Consider the following 15,570-nt stretch of genomic DNA (forward strand, 5'->3'; position numbering starts at 1 on the left):
ATGCTGTTTCAAATGGCCAGAGCATGGTGTTCCTGAGTGAGATGATGACGCGGTCGGTTGTCGTGTCGTGCCGGTTTCAGGAAGCCCATCAGTGCATGACGACTGTCTCGGCAGGCCGCTTTGTGCTCCATGTCGAGAAAGTGCCCTGCGGCTTGCAAGGTACTGAAGCTGCTGTGCTGCACGTGATTGGCGAACAGCCTGGCGTCGGAGGCTGCGGTGTATTCGTCCCATTCACCGTTCATGAACAGCACGGGCACATCAATCTTTCGTGCCGCCTTCAGGTAGCACTGGCGGTCACTGTTGAGGACCTCGCTGATGTGGAAGTGCATCTGCCCGTATTCATGCTCGGCCAGGCTGCTGACGTGACGGTAATTGAAGCGCTTGAACAGAGACGGCAGGTGCTTGCCGATGGTGTTGTTGACCAGATGGCCGACACGGTCGCGATCCAGGCTGCCCAGGTAGTCGACCCCGCGTTCCAGGTAGTCGCGCATCGGTTCGTTGATCACTGGTGAAAACGAGCTGATGACCGCTTTTTCGATCCGCCGTGGCCGGTGTGACAGGGCGACCAGTGCCGCTGCACCGCCCCATGAGAACGACAGCACGTGTTCCGCCGCGAAGTGGTCGATGAGCTCCAGCAGGATCTGCCCTTCGACTTCCTTGGTGAGCATTTTTTCATGGCGATTGTGGGCTTTTGACTTGCCCGCGTAGGGTTGGTCGTACAGAACTACGTTGAACTGCGGGTGCAGGTTTTTCACGGTCTGCGCAAACGACGCGGTGGTGGCCATTGAGCCGTTGACCAGAATAATGGTCTTCTCTGCGGCGTCTGCGCGATAGAACTCCGTGTAAACCCGGTACTGCCCCTGTATATCCAGCACAGCGATTTCTGGCCTCATGTCATAAGACTCCTGGCAAGCGGGTAGGCGCGCAATGAGATTGCACGAGCTTTGTGACAGGTAGGCATACGCCTGGAATTTTGTAGCCCATGTCGATCCTGTGAAGGCTGGTCGACGGGTATTGTTATAGGCGGGCATTTTGTCGGGGAGGTGGAGTCTTAAGGCTCTCTGCCGACAAAAAGTTGCTTTGATGTATATCGTGACTCATCGGTCACATTTCGGCCGACGGCTTGATTCAAGCAGGCAGATCCCGATCCCGCAAGTGCCGTTTACGAAATCTTTTCGCATGCCTGCCCAGCGGTAGCGGTCTCAGATCAGCTGGATTTCTGCTGCCGTGAGCGCGCGGTATTCGCCCGGCGCCAGCGTTGCATCCAGTGCCAGTGGACCCATCCGCTCGCGGTGCAGGCGCAGGACTTTGTTATCGAAGTGGCCGAACATTCGTTTGACCTGGTGATAGCGACCTTCAACGATGCTCAACCGTGCCTGTTTTGGCCCGAGTAGCTCCAATCCGGCAGGTTGCGTGGTGAGGTCTTCGAAGGCGAAGTACAGGCCTTGGGCGAAGGTGTGAATGTAGTGCTCGCCAATGTCCTGTTCGGTCTCGACGTAGTAGACCTTGGGCAACTTGGTCTGCGGCTGGGTCAGGCGTCTCGACCAGGCACCGTCATTGGTGATCAGCATCAGCCCGGTGGTGTTGAAGTCCAGGCGGCCGGCGATGTGCAGGTCCGTTGTGTCGGGTTCGTGGATCAGGTCCAGTACGGTCGGGTGCTCAGGGTCGCGGGTCGCACTGACGCAGCCCGGTGGTTTGTGCAGCATGAAGTAGCGCGCCGGTTTTCCGGCTTGCAGCACTTCGTCATCGAACTCGACGCAGCTGAACTCGCGTACCTCGGCACGCGGGTCGCTGACTGCTTGGCCGTCGATCCTGATGCGGCGTTCCACCAGCAGCAGGCGGACCTGTTGACGGTTGAAACGGGGCAGGTTGCTGAGGAAACGGTCAACGCGCATGGCTATCGGCAGATCACAAAAGGGCCGCGCATCTTACTGGATAGGTGAATGGGCTGCTTGCAACTGCGCCTCGACTTGCGCGCAGCGAGGGCACAGGCAGGTCAGGTCGCGCAACTCGGCAGGCAGCGCCTTGAGCACGGCGGGGTCGATGCTGACGCCATAGCACCAGCAGGCCTGGGCGGCGGTTTTCGGGTTGGCCAGGCTGCAGTCGTTGCGGGCGCCGCAGGCTGGGCAGAGGTCAGGTTTATTCATAACTGGAGTGAGGCAATTCCACGCAGGTTCGGTTACGGCCGCTTTGCTTGGCACGGTACATCGCCTGGTCGGCGCGCGACAGCAGGTTGTGCAGCGTGTCGTCGGTTTGCAGGGTGGTCAGGCCGATACTGACGGTGATCTGCAACATCCGTTCGCCATAGGTATAACGCCGTTGCTCGATCAGGTGGCGGATTTTCTCGGCGATCTTCAAACCATTGCCGCCATCGGTGTCCTTGAGCAGCACGATGAACTCCTCGCCACCCCAGCGGCAAACGATATCGGACTGGCGCAGGCAGCTTTCCAGGTCCCGGGCGAAACCGGCCAGCACGGCATCGCCGGCAAGATGGCCGTGGGTGTCGTTCAATCGCTTGAAGTGATCGAGGTCCAGCAGCAGCGTCGTCAGGGGCTTGGGCTCGCGCTGGGCTTCCTGCATGGCTTGTGCGGCGAGCAGGTCAAAACCACGGCGATTGGGCAGGCCCGTGAGGCTGTCGAGGGTGGCCTGGGCTTCGATTTTGCGCTGTAAGCGTTTGACGATCTGGTTGAGCAAGGTCAGCACCACCAGCGTGACGATCAGACAGATCAGCAGGTTGAGGTACAGCGACTGGCGGATCTCGCCCAACGCACTGTCTTCACGTTTGTCGACGAACAAATACCAGTTCAGTTCGGGAATGAACCGCACATTGAGGAAATGCCCCTGGCCCCGGGTTGAATACTCAAAGCTGCCGCTGTGAGGGGTGGGCAGCAAGGCCGGCAGGTCTTTGAGGCTTTCCAGGTCACTGAGGGACTGGCCGCTACGTGCGCCTTGCGGGCCACCGTCCGCGCCGGTCAGGACAATCTTGCCGTGGGTGTCGACGAAGTACACGCTGCGTTGGTAGCGCTGCTGGTAGGTGTCGATCAGTTTTATCACCGCATCGACCGTCAGCCCGACGCCGGCCGCACCGATGAATTTATTCTGGTAGTCGTAGACCTTGTAGTTGATGAACACGGTCAGGCTGTCGTGGTTGGCCATGTCCACGTCGACATTGATTTCGTAGGGCGTGGCCATGTTGCGAACGCGAAAGTACCAGGCGTCGCGTGGCTCGTCGGCGTTGATGGTTTTCAGCACGCCTTTGGCCTGGTAGTACGTCAGGTTGTTGTTGGAGACGAAGAACGCCGTGTAGGCGCCGTAATGAGTCATGACCTCGTTGAGGTAGCGGGTGATCTGCTCGGGATCACGTTCGCCGGCCACTACCCAGTCACGCAGGAAGGTGTCGCGCGACATCATCGAGGAAATCAGGATGGGCCGAACCAGGTCTTTCTGAATCTCGGAGTAAACGGTGTCCGAGGTCAGTGGCAGTTCGGTATTGACGATGTTGTCGCGAATCGAAGTGCGCGACGCGTAGTAGCTGAGCAGGGAGGTGGCGAGAAAACCTGCGCTCAATAGTGCGACCAGTGTGAGTACCAACGAGCGTTGCGAAAACAGCGCAGAGCGTAGCGGCATAACAATTCCGTTGGCGGGGACACGATGCAAGCATTCTAGTGGCACCGTGGGCAAGGCGTGGGTTCATTTTCAGGGCGCTGCGCTGTGGAAGCCTGAGGCTTGCAGGTGGGGGCCGCTGATCTGAAGTTTCAACCGGGCAGACACTTGGTGCCGGTTTGGCAGTCTTAATTAATGACAGTCGGCGTTCTTGCCGATTGCCGCCGACCAGCGCCGCTGGTGCGTGCTTTCTGCGGTTCAGGAGGCCGCCATGTACCGTCGAATTGTGCTCGGTATTTCGCTTGGTTTGAGCCTTGGCGCGTGTGTTCCCTATTATGCCGAGCCGGGCTATTACCGCTCGGAGGTGTACACGGTGCCAGCACCGTATTACTACGGTAACTATTACTACACCCCTTACTACTATGGTGGTTTCTACGGACCTCGCTATTACGGTCACCCCCCTGATCACTATGGTGCTTATGGGCCGCATTACTACGGCGGCTACCGTCGCGGGCACCATTGAAGGGCGGGAGACAAGAGGACGCGAGACACGCCTGGAGTACTTGATCCGGCGGCGCTGGCTGATGAAGCCGCGCCGCTTTTTCATGCCCGTCATCGACGTAGTCGAGAAGCGTTGCCTGTAGTTGTATCAAAGTGTTGCTTGAACGCACCAGATTCCGAATTTGATGTCAGATGTTTCGTCAGTCAGATCATTTTTTGACTGCCGCCTGCCCGCGTCGCGGGCGTGGCTCTTTCGCGGTCCAGGAGGCCGCCATGTATCGCCGACTTCTTCTTGCTGCGTCCCTGGGTTTGACTCTTTCTGCGTGCGTACCTTATTACGAGGGAGGTTCGAGCTACTACAGTTCCGAGATCTATTCCAGCCCTGCACCGGCTTACTACTCAGGTGGGGGGGGCTATTATTCTTCCCCACGCGGCTACTATTCGCCGCCCGCGCGTTACTACTCGGCGCCGCGCTATTACCAACCCGCGCCGCGTTACTACCAGCCTGCGCCCCGGTACTATCAACCGTCGCCGCGTTACTACCCGAATCGCGGCTGGGGTCAGCAACAGTATGGCGGTCGTGGTGATTACTACGGCGGTCATAACGGTAACCGCGACCACGGTAACGATGGCGGTCGCGACCATCGTGGCGACCGGGACCACGGCCATGGCGATCACGGTGACAGAGGGGGGCGCAACCGCTAGGCCATTGAACGAACAAGCGGCGCATTCAGCGCCGCTTTTTTTTGCCTGTGATTTCAGTAGTCGGACAAGTCAGCCAGTGGGTGGCGCCCCTCCCAGGCTTTATGAAAGTGCGCCTCGACCACCGTTTCGGGCACGGTGTTGATGTCTGGCCAATGCCAGTGCGGCTTCTGGTCCTTGTCGATCAAGCGTGCCCGAACGCCTTCGCTGAACTCCGGGTATCGGCAGCAGTTCAGGCTCAGGGTGTATTCCATCTGAAAAACTTCGGCCAGTGAGAGATGCCGCGCGCGGACGATTTGCTCCCACACCAGGTGGGCGGTCAAAGGGCAACCTTCACTCAGGGTTTTCGCCGCGCGGGCCAGCAGCAGATCGCTGTGTTCGCGCAACAGGCTGATGGCGCGCCAGGCGCACCGCACATCGCTGACATCCAGCAACTCATCGATCTGCTGGCGTCGCGGCAACCACTGCGCGACCGGCATCTGCCCGACGGCTTCCTGTTGCAAGGCCTTGAGCAGGCTGTTGAGCTGCATCGCCGTTTGTTCCTGCCAGTTCAGTTGCAACAGGCCTTCGATCAGTTGTTCCTGTTGCTCATCGAGCAGGAAGCGGTCGGCGAGGTCCAGGTCCAGCGCATCACGGCCATTGATGTGGGCCCCGGTCAAACCCAGGAATACCCCAAGCTTGCCGGGCAGGCGCGACAGGAACCAACTGGCGCCGACATCCGGGTACAAGCCGATGCTGATCTCGGGCATGGCCAGGCGACTGCTCGGGGTGACGATACTAATGCTCGCGCCTTGCAGCAGCCCCATGCCGCCGCCGAGCACATAACCGTGGCCCCAGCAGATCAGCGGTTTGGGGTAGGTGTGCAGGCGAAAGTCCAGGCGATACTCCGCCGCAAAGAAGTGAGCGGCCAAGGGCGGCACTTCGCCGGGATGAGCGCGACAGGCTTCCACCAGGCTGCGGACTTCGCCGCCGGCACAAAACGCCTTGGCACCGTTGCCGCGCAGCAGCACACAGACGATCTGGGGTTCTTTGGCCCAGGCGTCCAGTTGATCGCTCAGGGCGTTGATCATTGGCAGCGACAGCGCGTTCAGGGATTTTTCGGCATCCAGGCTGGCGATACCGATGCGGGCGCCGTCGGTGCCGGTGAGTTCTTCGAAGTGCAGATTCATCGTGACCTCGATCGGGAATTTGAGCGTTCAGTATGATCGCTGCGTGGGAAAATGCCGGATCTGCGTCAGATCAATTGACAAGCGCGGTGGGCTTTCCTAGGGTTCGCCCCATTGAATTTTCGGGTGTAACCATGACTGCTGACGACCGTATCAAACTCGAACCGAGCTGGAAGGAAGCACTGCGTGCCGAATTCGACCAGCCTTACATGGCAGAGTTACGTGAGTTTCTGCGGCAGGAAAACGCCGCAGGCAAGGAGATCTATCCGCCGGGCCCGATGATCTTCAACGCGCTCAACTCCACACCGCTGGACAAGGTCAAAGTGGTGATCCTCGGCCAGGACCCGTATCACGGCCCGGGCCAGGCCCACGGTTTGTGCTTTTCGGTGCAACCGGGGGTACCGGCACCACCGTCGCTGGTGAACATCTATAAAGAGTTGAAGCGCGACCTGAACATCGACATCCCGAATCACGGTTACCTGCAAAGCTGGGCCGATCAGGGCGTGCTGATGCTCAACACCACCATGACTGTGGAACGGGCGAATGCCAACGCTCACGCGGGCAAGGGCTGGCAGTTCTTCACTGACCGGATCATCGAGTTGGTCAGTGAACATCAACCCCACTTGGTGTTTTTGCTGTGGGGCGCCCATGCCCAGAGCAAGCAGAAACTGATCGACGCCACCAAGCACCTGGTGCTGACCTCGGTGCATCCGTCGCCGCTGTCTGCGTATCGCGGGTTCCTTGGGTGCGGGCATTTCAGCCGCACCAACAAATTCCTTGAGCAGAATGGCGAGACACCCATCGAGTGGCGCTTGCCACCGGTTTGATGGGGTAGCCTGACTGGCCCTTTCGCGAGCAGGCTCGCTCCCACATTGGATTTGCGGTGGTCACAAATCCCCTGTGGGAGCGAGCTTGCTCGCGAAGAAGGCACCGCGGTCTATCAGACGGAATCCGGCAACCGGTTCCAATGTCGGAACAACGGCTCCGCCAGAAACAGCACAAACAACAACCGCATCACCTGCATCGCTGTCACCAATGGCACTGACAACTGCAAGGTTTCAGCGGTCAAACTCATTTCCGCAATCCCGCCAGGCATCATGCCCAACGTCAATGAGCGCAGGTCCAGGTGGGTCAGCGCACTCAAGCCCAGCGCCGCTAGCGTCGCGATGAACATGGTCAACACCGTACCGATCAGCGTCCGGCCCATGAACGACGGTGCGCGACGAAAGAACTGCCGATTGAAGTGACAACCCAAACCGCTGCCGATCAACCACTGGCCGATCTGACTGCCGCCATCGGGCAAGCCGATGTGCAAGTCCCAGCCAATGCTCACCGCCGCACTCACCAGCAATGGTCCGAACAACCAGGGGTTGGGTTGGCGCAAGCGTTGCCAGATCCAGGCGAGCAGGGCGCCCGCCGGGAACAACACCGCCAGCCAACGCCAATCGACATTGACCGGGTGCAGTAACGGAGTGCCTTCGCCGAGCAAGTATTTGAAGGCGGCCGGTACGCACAGCACCACCACCAGTACACGCAGGCTTTGCCCCGCCGCGACGCGGCTGAGCATAGCGCCATTGCGGGCGCCGAGGTTGACCATTTCGCCGGAGCCGCCCGGCATGCTGGAGAAAAACGCGGTGGCGCGGTCTTCACCGGTACGCCGCAGCAGCCAGACCCCGACCACCGCCGACAGGCTGGTGACCAGCGCGCCGAAGAAGATCAACCCGAAGTGGCTCATGACCTGCTCGATCACCACCGGGGTGAAATGCAGGCCAATGCCGATGCCGACGATCCACTGGCCACACTTGCGCCCACCGGGGATTTCCGCCAATTGCCAGGGAGTCAGGCAGCGCACCAGGATGATCGCCAGCAACGAGCCGACCATCCACGGCAGCGGCCAGCCGATCTGGCTGGCGAGGTAACCGCCCAGCAGACCGACCAGCGGGGTTCCCCACCAGGTGTTGAAGGGCCGATCAGACATCGGTGACGGTGCGTCGTGCCACGGAGCGTTTGCGCCAGATGCGCAGCAGGGGCACCAGCAGCATGATCGCGGTCAGGATCCAGCAACCGAAGGTGATCGGGCTCGACCAGAGGATCTCCAGCGCACCGTTGGAAATCGACAACGCACGACGCAGGTTCTGCTCCATCAGACCGCCGAGGATGAAGCCCAGCAGCACTGGCGATAACGGGAAATCCAGCTTGCGCAGGATGTAACCGAAGATACCGATACCGATCATCAGGAACAGGTCGAAGGTGGTGGCATGCACCGCGTAAACGCCAATCGCGGTAATGATCGCGATCACCGGCACCAGCGCCCAGTTCGGCACGGCGAGGATGCGGGTGAAGATGCGGATCATCGGGATGTTGAGGATCACCAGCATGAAGTTGGCGATGAACAACGAGGCAATCAGGCCCCAGACGATGTCGGGCTGCTGCTGGAACAACAGTGGCCCCGGCGTGATGTTGTACAGCGATAGCGCACCGATCATCACCGCCGTGGTACCCGAACCCGGTACACCGAGGGTCAACATCGGCACCATTGCACCGCAAGCTGCGGCACCGATGGCGGTTTCCGGTGCCGCGAGACCGCGCTTGTCACCTTGGCCAAACGTACCGTTGGCACCGGCAATGCGTTTTTCGGTCATGTACGCCACGGCACTCGCCAGCGTCGCGCCGGCGCCTGGCAATACGCCCATGATGAAACCCAGTACACCGCAACGAAGGTTGACCACGAATACCGAGGCCGCCTCCTTGAAGTTGAACATCATTCGCCCGGTGGCTTTCACGGCTTCCTGGCCATGGTGGGTCTTTTCCAGCAGCAACAGGATTTCGCTGATGGAGAACAGGCCCAGTACCAGCACCACGAACTGAATGCCATCGGTGAGGTGGATGTTGTCGCCGGTGAAGCGATAGACACCGCTGTTGGCGTCGATGCCGACACAGGCCAGAAACAAACCGATCAGCGCCGAGATGAAGGTTTTCAGCGGTCGGTCACCGGCCATGCCGCCCAGGCAGACGATGGCAAACACCATCAGCACGAAGTACTCGGCAGGTCCGAAGGCAATTGCCCATTTCGCCAGCAGCGGGGCGAACAACACCATGCCGCAAATAGCGATGAACGCACCGATGAACGAGCTCCAGGCCGACAGCGACAACGCCACACCGGCCAGGCCTTTGCGGGCCATCGGGTAGCCGTCGAGGGTGGTCATGACGGTGGACGCTTCGCCGGGGATGTTCAACAGGATCGAGCTGATCCGGCCGCCATATTCGCAACCCAGGTAAACCGCGGCCAGCAGGATCAGTGCGGATTCCGGTGGCAGGCCGAGGGCGAATGCGATAGGGATCAACAGCGCCACGCCGTTGATCGGGCCAAGGCCTGGCAACAGGCCGACCACGGTGCCGATCAGGGTGCCGCTCAATGCGGTGACCAAGTTGTACGGCGTCAGTGCGACACCGAAGCCCTGGCCAAGATAGCTAAGGGTATCCATATCAGTTCTCCAGAACGTCGAGCAGGCCCAATGGCAGTGGCACGTCCATCACGCGGTCGAACAGCATGTACAGGCCAAGGCTCATCAAGCTGATGATCACCAGGCTGGACAGCCAGCGACCGCCATACAGGCGGGCCATTGGCACGCCGATCAGGATGCTGGAGACAATGAAACCCAGGGGTTCAAAAGTACCCGCGAATACCACCAGCAGAGCGACGCAGATGCCGATCTTGGTCAGGGTCTCGCGATCCAGCGGCGGCTCATCTTCACTGTGGACGATGGGTGTCGGGCGAAACGCCATGTACAGCAGGGCGATGCCCATCAGGGCCAGTAACAACAACGGGAAGGCTCTTGGGCCGACGGGCTCATAGGAAAAAGGTGCTTGATACGGCCAGGCCATCATTGCCAGGCCGATGCAGACCACCAACAGCGTGGAGGCAAAAATGCGTTGTAAGAGCATGACAAACTCCTGGGCCACGCCCCTGATGCGCAAGGGCGTGGCCGCGAGACAGAGGCGATTACTGAATCAGGCCAAATTCCTTGGCCAGCATCTTGTAGTCGGCGACTTGCTTCTTCACGTAGGTGTCCAGCTCGGGCCCGGTCATGGCGAACGGGAACAGTTCACGCTGATCGCGCAGCTTGGCGAAATCTTCGGAAGCCAGCAGTTTGTCGAAAGCGTTTTTCCACCAGGCGTAGTCTTCGTCACTGACCTTTGGCCCGAGGTAGAAACCGCGCACCACCGGCCAGACGATGTCGTAGCCTTGCTCTTTGGCGGTTGGAATGTCCTTCATTTCCGGCTCGTCCAGGCGCTCGTTGGCGAACACCGCCAACAGACGCATGTCACCGCTCTGGATGTGTGGCATGGAGTCGGAAATGTCAGTGCTGCCGACCTGGATGTGGCCGCCGAGCAGCGCGGTGGCGATTTCGCCGCCCCCTTCGAGGGCGACATAACGCAGGTCACGCGGGTTGATCCCGGCAGCCTTGGCGATCAGCGCGGTTTGCATCCAGTCCTGGCTGCCGACCGTGCCACCTGAGCCGATCACCACTTTGCTCGGATCTTTCTTCAGCGCCTGAACCAGGTCGTCGAGGTTCTTGTAGGGCGAATCGCTTTTCACCGCGATGGCGCCATAGCTTGTTCCAACCGCAGCCAGCCAGCGCACGGCGTTTTCATCGAAGCGCCCGAACTTGCCCTGGGCCAGGTTCAGCAACGAGCCGCTGGACCATGCCACCAGCGTGCCGGCGTCGGCAGGGCGCTGGGCCACCACCGCGTTGTAGGCCACGGCGCCAACGCCACCGGGCATGTACGTGACGCGCATCGGTTTGGTCAGCAGTTTTTCGTTGATCAGCGCGCTTTGCGCCAGTTTGCAGGTCAGGTCGAAACCACCGCCAGGGGAGGCCGGGGCGATGCATTCCGGGCGTTTGGGTTCGGCAAGGAGTTGGCTGGCGAACAGCAGGCAACTGGCGGCTAAAGCAACTTTACGCAGTGATAAGTCCATTTTTCGTCTCCACAGGAGTTGTTGTTGTGTAGGAGCTGTCGTTGGGTTGAATCCGTTACCAAAGGGCAACGCTATAGCTCACCAGCAAACGCACTTCATCAGCGTCGCGGGCAGAGTAGTTGGAGCGGTAGGTGGCATTGCGCAGGCGCACGGCAACGTCCTTGAGTGCGCCACTTTGCACGACGTACTTGATCTCGGTGTTGCGTTCCCATTCTTTACCCGTGTCGCCGTTTTTCAGCTTGATATTGTCGCCGCTGATGTAGCGGCTCATGAAGCTCAGGCCGGGAATCCCCAGTTTGGCGAAGTCGTAGTCGTAACGGGCCTGCCAGGAGCGTTCTTCGGCGCCGGCAAAGTCGTTGATCTGCACGAAGTTGACCAGGTACGGGTCGGCACCGTCGACATAAGGGAACGCACTGTCCCCCGACATGTGCTGGTAACCGGCGCTGAGTTTATGCCCGTTCAAGGCGTAGCTCACCAAACCATTGAGGGAGGTGTTGTCGATGTTGCCACCGCGGGCCTGGCCCTCGTCATTGCTGATGGCCAGGCGCAGGTCGGTGGCGAAGGTGCCCGGGCCGAACGGTTGCGAGGCGACAACGCCGAGGAAGTGCTGGTTGTAGACATCGGCGAGTTGGGCGAAGTGGTAGCTGCCGGTGATCTTGTCGGTGAACTTGTAGTCGACGCCGCCGAAGTCGAAATGCTTGCCGGCCACGGTGCCGGCGAAACGGCTGTTCTTGTTGTTCAGGGCGATGTCTTCGAAGTCGGTGCTGTCGCGGTCCTTGGCTTTTTCCAGGCGCCCGCCGGTGAAGGTCAGGTTTTTGATTTCCCTGGAGGTCAGCAGGCCACCTTCGAAAGTCTGCGGCAGGATGCGCCCGTCGTTGGGCTTGAGGATCGGCAGTTCGGGAATCAGGCTGCCGATTTTAAGTTCGGTGGCGGAGATTTTTACTTTGCCGGTCAGGCCGAGCTTGGAGTACTCGTCGGCTGCGCGACCGTTGTCGTGGGTAGGCAACAGGCCGGTGCCGGTACGGTCGGGGCTGGAGTCGAGCTTGATCCCGAGCATGCCCAGCGCGTCGACGCCAAACCCCACGGTGCCGTCGGTGTAGCCGGACTGAACGTTGAGCATGAAGCCCTGGGCCCATTCGTCACGTTTGGATTGCTGGGCACTGGTGCCGCTGCGAAAGTCGCGATTGAAATACATGTTGCGGGTTTCGAGGGTGGCCGTACTGTCTTCGAAGAAGGCAGCCTGGCTGACCGGTGAAAAACCGGCGAGGGCGGCGGCACTGGCAAGGGCGGTGTAACCGAGACGGGAAAAACGCGCAGGCGGGCAAGCCTGAAGCTGTGTGGACAGCATCGTGAAGTACTCCGTTATTGTTCTTATTGGCGAAAACGCTTCGAGGCGTTTTTCGGGTCGCTACTCTTCAATGGTGACGGCAGTCGAAACTGACCGTGGCTGGACTCTAGCGGCCTAACCTTTCGCGAACCTTTCAGCGGACTTTCACGGTTTTCGGGCTTCACAGCGGCAAAAGCGGCTGTAAACTCCGCGCCAAAGAATGGCGTCGACCATCCAAAAATGAGGTAAGGATCCATGCGTGTTCTTCTCGTTGAAGACCATCTGCCACTGGCCGAAAGTGTCGCCCAGGCGCTCAAGAGCACTGGTTTGACCGTCGATGTGCTGCACGATGGCGTGGCCGCCGACCTGGCCTTGAGCAGCGAGGAGTACGCGGTGGCGATCCTCGACGTCGGCCTGCCGCGCATGGATGGTTTTGAGGTGCTGGCGCGCTTGCGCAGCCGTGGGAAAAATCTCCCGGTGTTGATGCTCACTGCTCGCAGTGACGTCAAGGACCGGGTGCATGGGCTCAACCTCGGTGCCGACGATTACCTGGCCAAGCCCTTTGAACTGACGGAACTGGAAGCGCGGGTCAAGGCACTGCTGCGCCGCAGCGTATTGGGCGGTGAGCGTCAGCAGCGTTGCGGCGTGTTGGTGTATGACCTGGACACCCGGCGCTTCACCTTGGACGATGAGCTGCTGACCCTGACTTCCCGTGAGCAGGCGGTGCTTGAAGCCTTGATCGCCCGGCCGGGTCGGGTGATGAGCAAGGAACAATTGGCCTCCCAGGTGTTTGGTCTGGATGAAGAGGCCAGCCCCGATGCCATCGAAATATACGTCCACCGCTTGCGCAAGAAACTCGACGGCCACGCGGTGGCGATCGTGACGTTCCGGGGGCTCGGTTACCTGCTGGAAACCCGCGATGCATAAGCCCAGCAGCCTGCGTTGGCGGTTACTGTGGAACCTCGCGCTGTTGCTGGTGGTGCTGATGATCGCCAGCGGTCTGAGCGCTTACTGGAACGGTCGCGAAGCCGCGGACACCGCGTATGACCGGACCTTGCTGGCCTCGGCGCGAACCATTGCGGCCGGCCTGTACCAGCGCGACGGCAGCCTCAGCGCCGACGTGCCTTACGTGGCCCTCGATACCTTCGCTTACGACAGTGCCGGGCGGATCTACTATCAGGTCAACGACATCCACCAGAAGCTGATTTCCGGCTACGAGAACCTGCCCGGGCCACCGCCGGGAACGCCGCGCACCGACGATTACCCGGCGCTGGCGCGTTTTTACAATGCCACCTATCAAGGCCAGGCGGTACGGGTGGTCAGCCTGCTCAAACCGGTGATCGAGCCGAACATGAACGGCATGGCGGAAATCCGCGTGGCCGAAACCGATGAGGCGCGGGTCAGCATGGCCCGCAGTCTGATGGCCGATACGTTGTTGCGACTGGGCATGCTGGCCGTCGGTGCGTTATTGCTGGTGTGGTTTGCGGTGAGTGCGGCGCTGCGCCCGCTGGAGCGATTGCGCACGGCAGTGGAAGAGCGCCAGTCGGATGACCTGCGGGCGCTGCCGCTGGTCGAAGTGCAGCGCGAGTTGTGGCCACTGGTGCGGGCGCTGAACCACTTCACCGAGCGTTTGCGTGTGCAGTTCGAGCGTCAGGCGCAGTTTATTGCCGATGCCGCGCATGAGCTGCGCACGCCGCTGGCGGCCTTGAAGGCGCGACTTGAGCTGGGGCTGCGCTCCAGTGAACCGCAAACCTGGCGCACGACTCTGGAAAGTTCGGCCCAGAGCACCGATCGCCTGACCCATCTGGCCAATCAGTTGCTGTCACTGGCGCGTGTCGAAAACGGTGCGCGGGCGATTGCCGAAGGGGGCGCGCAGTTGCTTGATCTCAGCCAGTTGGCCCGCGAGCTGGGCATGGCCATGGCACCGTTGGCCCATGCGCGTGGCGTGGCGCTGGCGCTGGAGGCTGATGAACCGGTGTGGTTGCGCGGCGAGCCGACGCTACTGAACGAGTTGCTGAGCAATCTGGTGGACAACGCGTTGGCGCATACGCCTTCGGGAGGGAACGTGATTCTGCGGGTCAACGCACCGGCAGTGCTGGAAGTCGAAGACGACGGTCCCGGTATTCCGCTGGAGGAGCGTGACCGGGTGTTCGAGCGCTTTTATCGCCGAAACCAGCAAGTGGCCGGCTCAGGCCTGGGGTTGGCGATTGTGGGTGAAATCTGCCGCGCCCATCTGGCGCAGATCAGCCTGCACGATGGCGCGCAGGCTGGGTTGAAGGTGCGGGTGAGTTTTATCGCTGGAGAGTGAACATAGGACCTGTGGCGAGGGCGCTTGCTCCCGCTGGGCTGCGAAGCAGCTCCAAAACCATGCGCCACAGTGTTTCAGTTAAACCGCATTGTCCGGATTTACGACTGCTGCGCAGCCGAGCGGGAGCAAGCGCCCTCGCCACAGTAGTGTTCACAATCAGTAAAACATCGACCGGGCGTCTTCCAGGTCGGCGCACAACGACAGGTTGTTCGGGTCAATCTTCAGCTGCTTGAACGCCGGCAGGCTGGAGATATCGATCTGGGCCAGCGGATGGTCGGTGTCCTTGTAGCAGTGCAGGGTGGCGATTTGCACCAGATCGACATAATCGACCCGCTCGGATTGACGTTTGAAGTCCAGATACTGCCCCGGCAGCTTCACCAGCATTTCCGGAAACTCCCAGACGCTCAGCAGTTTGTCGCCCAGCAACGGGTGAATGTGCTCGATCACATGGTTGAGGCTGACGGGGTCCGACAACAGCTCGTAGTGGTCTTCGGCGTACGTCAGGATCGGCAGCACGCCAATCTGATGCACCAGTCCGCCCAGCGCGGCCTGATCCGGCTTGAGTTGGGTATGACTGCGGCACAGGGCGTAGCTGATCCCGGCGATTTCCAGGCTTTTGCGCCAGACATCGCGCATTTTCTGTTCCACCACTTCGGAGCGGGCATGGAAAATCTGCTCCATGACCAGGCCGATGGCCAGGTTGCTGCTGTAGTTGACGCCCAGCCGGGTGATCGCCGTGTGCAGGTCCGTGACTTCCTGGGTGGCGCGCAGCAGCGGGCTGTTGACCACTTTGATCAGCCGCGCCGACAGCGCGGTGTCTCGGCCGATGACTTTGCTCAGGGTAGCGACACTGATTTCAGGGTCTTCGGCGGCCCGGCGAATTTGCAGGGCCACTTCCGGTAATGTTGGCAGAACCAGGTCATCGTTATCGATGGCCTCAACCAAATCCTGTTGGACCTTATCCGACAGCTCGCTCATTTCT

At 60.4% G+C, this 15,570-nt stretch carries 16 protein-coding genes; 5 read left to right on the top strand and 11 right to left on the bottom strand.

The annotated features are described in order from the left end of the window. Positions 1-8: 8 nt before the first annotated feature. The 4 genes from AABM54_RS07065 to AABM54_RS07080 all read right to left on the bottom strand — a co-directional run bounded on the left by AABM54_RS07065 (position 9) and on the right by AABM54_RS07080 (position 3,627). Positions 9-893: an alpha/beta hydrolase gene (locus AABM54_RS07065; RefSeq protein ID WP_347904563.1), complete on the bottom strand. Its 885-nt coding sequence runs from the start codon at positions 891-893 to the stop codon at positions 9-11. 309 nt (positions 894-1,202) lie between these two features. Then, a complete protein-coding gene (locus AABM54_RS07070; RefSeq protein WP_347904564.1) occupies positions 1,203-1,895 on the bottom strand; it encodes a pseudouridine synthase in 693 nt (230 codons plus the stop codon). Positions 1,896-1,928: 33 nt separating this feature from the next. Next, on the bottom strand, positions 1,929-2,147 hold the full coding sequence (locus AABM54_RS07075) for a cysteine-rich CWC family protein (RefSeq protein ID WP_347904565.1): 219 nt from the start codon (positions 2,145-2,147) through the stop codon (positions 1,929-1,931). After that, positions 2,140-3,627, bottom strand: a complete 1,488-nt coding sequence (locus tag AABM54_RS07080; RefSeq protein WP_347904566.1) for a diguanylate cyclase — start codon at positions 3,625-3,627, stop codon at positions 2,140-2,142. The genes AABM54_RS07075 and AABM54_RS07080 overlap by 8 nt, the downstream gene beginning before the upstream one ends. A gap of 187 nt (positions 3,628-3,814) precedes the next feature. On the opposite strand from AABM54_RS07080, the gene AABM54_RS07085 reads away from it, so the two are divergent. Further along, a complete protein-coding gene (locus AABM54_RS07085; protein ID WP_347904567.1) occupies positions 3,815-4,126 on the top strand; it encodes a hypothetical protein in 312 nt (103 codons plus the stop codon). A 251-nt stretch (positions 4,127-4,377) separates the two neighbouring features. Continuing rightward, entirely contained in the window at positions 4,378-4,809 is a 432-nt protein-coding gene (locus AABM54_RS07090; protein WP_347904568.1) for a hypothetical protein, read from the top strand. Between the two features lie 53 nt (positions 4,810-4,862). On the opposite strand, the gene AABM54_RS07095 is transcribed toward AABM54_RS07090, so the two are convergent. Further along, on the bottom strand, positions 4,863-5,975 hold the full coding sequence (locus AABM54_RS07095; protein WP_347904569.1) for an enoyl-CoA hydratase/isomerase family protein: 1,113 nt from the start codon (positions 5,973-5,975) through the stop codon (positions 4,863-4,865). 131 nt (positions 5,976-6,106) lie between these two features. On the opposite strand from AABM54_RS07095, the gene ung reads away from it, so the two are divergent. Then, positions 6,107-6,799, top strand: coding sequence for a uracil-DNA glycosylase (ung, locus tag AABM54_RS07100; protein WP_347904570.1), 693 nt, complete (start codon positions 6,107-6,109; stop codon positions 6,797-6,799). Between the two features lie 113 nt (positions 6,800-6,912). Here ung and AABM54_RS07105 read toward each other — a convergent pair whose 3' ends face one another. Genes AABM54_RS07105 through AABM54_RS07125 form a run of 5 tightly spaced genes read right to left on the bottom strand, consistent with a single transcriptional unit; the run spans position 6,913 to position 12,301 of the window. Then, complete coding sequence (locus tag AABM54_RS07105; protein ID WP_347904571.1) at positions 6,913-7,950, bottom strand: AbrB family transcriptional regulator; 1,038 nt, start codon at positions 7,948-7,950, stop codon at positions 6,913-6,915. Next, positions 7,943-9,457 (bottom strand): tripartite tricarboxylate transporter permease, encoded by a 1,515-nt coding sequence (locus tag AABM54_RS07110; protein ID WP_347904572.1) that lies wholly within the window; start codon positions 9,455-9,457, stop codon positions 7,943-7,945. The genes AABM54_RS07105 and AABM54_RS07110 overlap by 8 nt, the downstream gene beginning before the upstream one ends. A gap of 1 nt (position 9,458) precedes the next feature. Then, the gene (locus AABM54_RS07115) at positions 9,459-9,917 is read right to left on the bottom strand and encodes a tripartite tricarboxylate transporter TctB family protein (protein ID WP_347904573.1); all 459 of its coding nucleotides are present in this window, start codon (positions 9,915-9,917) and stop codon (positions 9,459-9,461) included. A gap of 58 nt (positions 9,918-9,975) precedes the next feature. Further along, entirely contained in the window at positions 9,976-10,953 is a 978-nt protein-coding gene (locus tag AABM54_RS07120; protein ID WP_347904574.1) for a tripartite tricarboxylate transporter substrate binding protein, read from the bottom strand. A 55-nt stretch (positions 10,954-11,008) separates the two neighbouring features. Further along, positions 11,009-12,301: an OprD family porin gene (locus tag AABM54_RS07125; protein ID WP_347904575.1), complete on the bottom strand. Its 1,293-nt coding sequence runs from the start codon at positions 12,299-12,301 to the stop codon at positions 11,009-11,011. Between the two features lie 234 nt (positions 12,302-12,535). On the opposite strand from AABM54_RS07125, the gene AABM54_RS07130 reads away from it, so the two are divergent. Together AABM54_RS07130 and AABM54_RS07135 are read left to right on the top strand one after the other, a co-directional pair. Next, positions 12,536-13,207 carry a response regulator gene (locus AABM54_RS07130; protein ID WP_347904576.1) on the top strand — a complete coding sequence of 224 codons (672 nt, stop codon included), beginning with the start codon at positions 12,536-12,538 and terminating at the stop codon, positions 13,205-13,207. Then, entirely contained in the window at positions 13,200-14,588 is a 1,389-nt protein-coding gene (locus tag AABM54_RS07135; RefSeq protein ID WP_347904577.1) for a sensor histidine kinase N-terminal domain-containing protein, read from the top strand. Before AABM54_RS07130 ends, AABM54_RS07135 begins: the two co-directional genes overlap by 8 nt. A gap of 156 nt (positions 14,589-14,744) precedes the next feature. Here AABM54_RS07135 and AABM54_RS07140 read toward each other — a convergent pair whose 3' ends face one another. After that, positions 14,745-15,566, bottom strand: a complete 822-nt coding sequence (locus tag AABM54_RS07140; RefSeq protein WP_347904578.1) for an HDOD domain-containing protein — start codon at positions 15,564-15,566, stop codon at positions 14,745-14,747. Positions 15,567-15,570 lie beyond the last annotated feature (4 nt).

The organism is Pseudomonas purpurea (assembly GCF_039908635.1).
Classification (GTDB): domain Bacteria; phylum Pseudomonadota; class Gammaproteobacteria; order Pseudomonadales; family Pseudomonadaceae; genus Aquipseudomonas; species Aquipseudomonas purpurea.

Excerpts from the sequence above, each read along its gene's own strand:
- AABM54_RS07065 (WP_347904563.1), bottom strand. The coding sequence starts at position 893 with ATGAGGCCAGAAATCGCTGTGCTGGATATACAGGGGCAGTACCGGGTT.
- AABM54_RS07070 (WP_347904564.1), bottom strand. The coding sequence starts at position 1,895 with ATGCGCGTTGACCGTTTCCTCAGCAACCTGCCCCGTTTCAACCGTCAA.
- AABM54_RS07075 (WP_347904565.1), bottom strand. The coding sequence starts at position 2,147 with ATGAATAAACCTGACCTCTGCCCAGCCTGCGGCGCCCGCAACGACTGC.
- AABM54_RS07080 (WP_347904566.1), bottom strand. The coding sequence starts at position 3,627 with ATGCCGCTACGCTCTGCGCTGTTTTCGCAACGCTCGTTGGTACTCACA.
- AABM54_RS07090 (WP_347904568.1), top strand. The coding sequence starts at position 4,378 with ATGTATCGCCGACTTCTTCTTGCTGCGTCCCTGGGTTTGACTCTTTCT.
- AABM54_RS07095 (WP_347904569.1), bottom strand. The coding sequence starts at position 5,975 with ATGAATCTGCACTTCGAAGAACTCACCGGCACCGACGGCGCCCGCATC.
- ung (WP_347904570.1), top strand. The coding sequence starts at position 6,107 with ATGACTGCTGACGACCGTATCAAACTCGAACCGAGCTGGAAGGAAGCA.
- AABM54_RS07105 (WP_347904571.1), bottom strand. The coding sequence starts at position 7,950 with ATGTCTGATCGGCCCTTCAACACCTGGTGGGGAACCCCGCTGGTCGGT.
- AABM54_RS07110 (WP_347904572.1), bottom strand. The coding sequence starts at position 9,457 with ATGGATACCCTTAGCTATCTTGGCCAGGGCTTCGGTGTCGCACTGACG.
- AABM54_RS07115 (WP_347904573.1), bottom strand. The coding sequence starts at position 9,917 with ATGCTCTTACAACGCATTTTTGCCTCCACGCTGTTGGTGGTCTGCATC.
- AABM54_RS07120 (WP_347904574.1), bottom strand. The coding sequence starts at position 10,953 with ATGGACTTATCACTGCGTAAAGTTGCTTTAGCCGCCAGTTGCCTGCTG.
- AABM54_RS07125 (WP_347904575.1), bottom strand. The coding sequence starts at position 12,301 with ATGCTGTCCACACAGCTTCAGGCTTGCCCGCCTGCGCGTTTTTCCCGT.
- AABM54_RS07130 (WP_347904576.1), top strand. The coding sequence starts at position 12,536 with ATGCGTGTTCTTCTCGTTGAAGACCATCTGCCACTGGCCGAAAGTGTC.
- AABM54_RS07135 (WP_347904577.1), top strand. The coding sequence starts at position 13,200 with ATGCATAAGCCCAGCAGCCTGCGTTGGCGGTTACTGTGGAACCTCGCG.
- AABM54_RS07140 (WP_347904578.1), bottom strand. The coding sequence starts at position 15,566 with ATGAGCGAGCTGTCGGATAAGGTCCAACAGGATTTGGTTGAGGCCATC.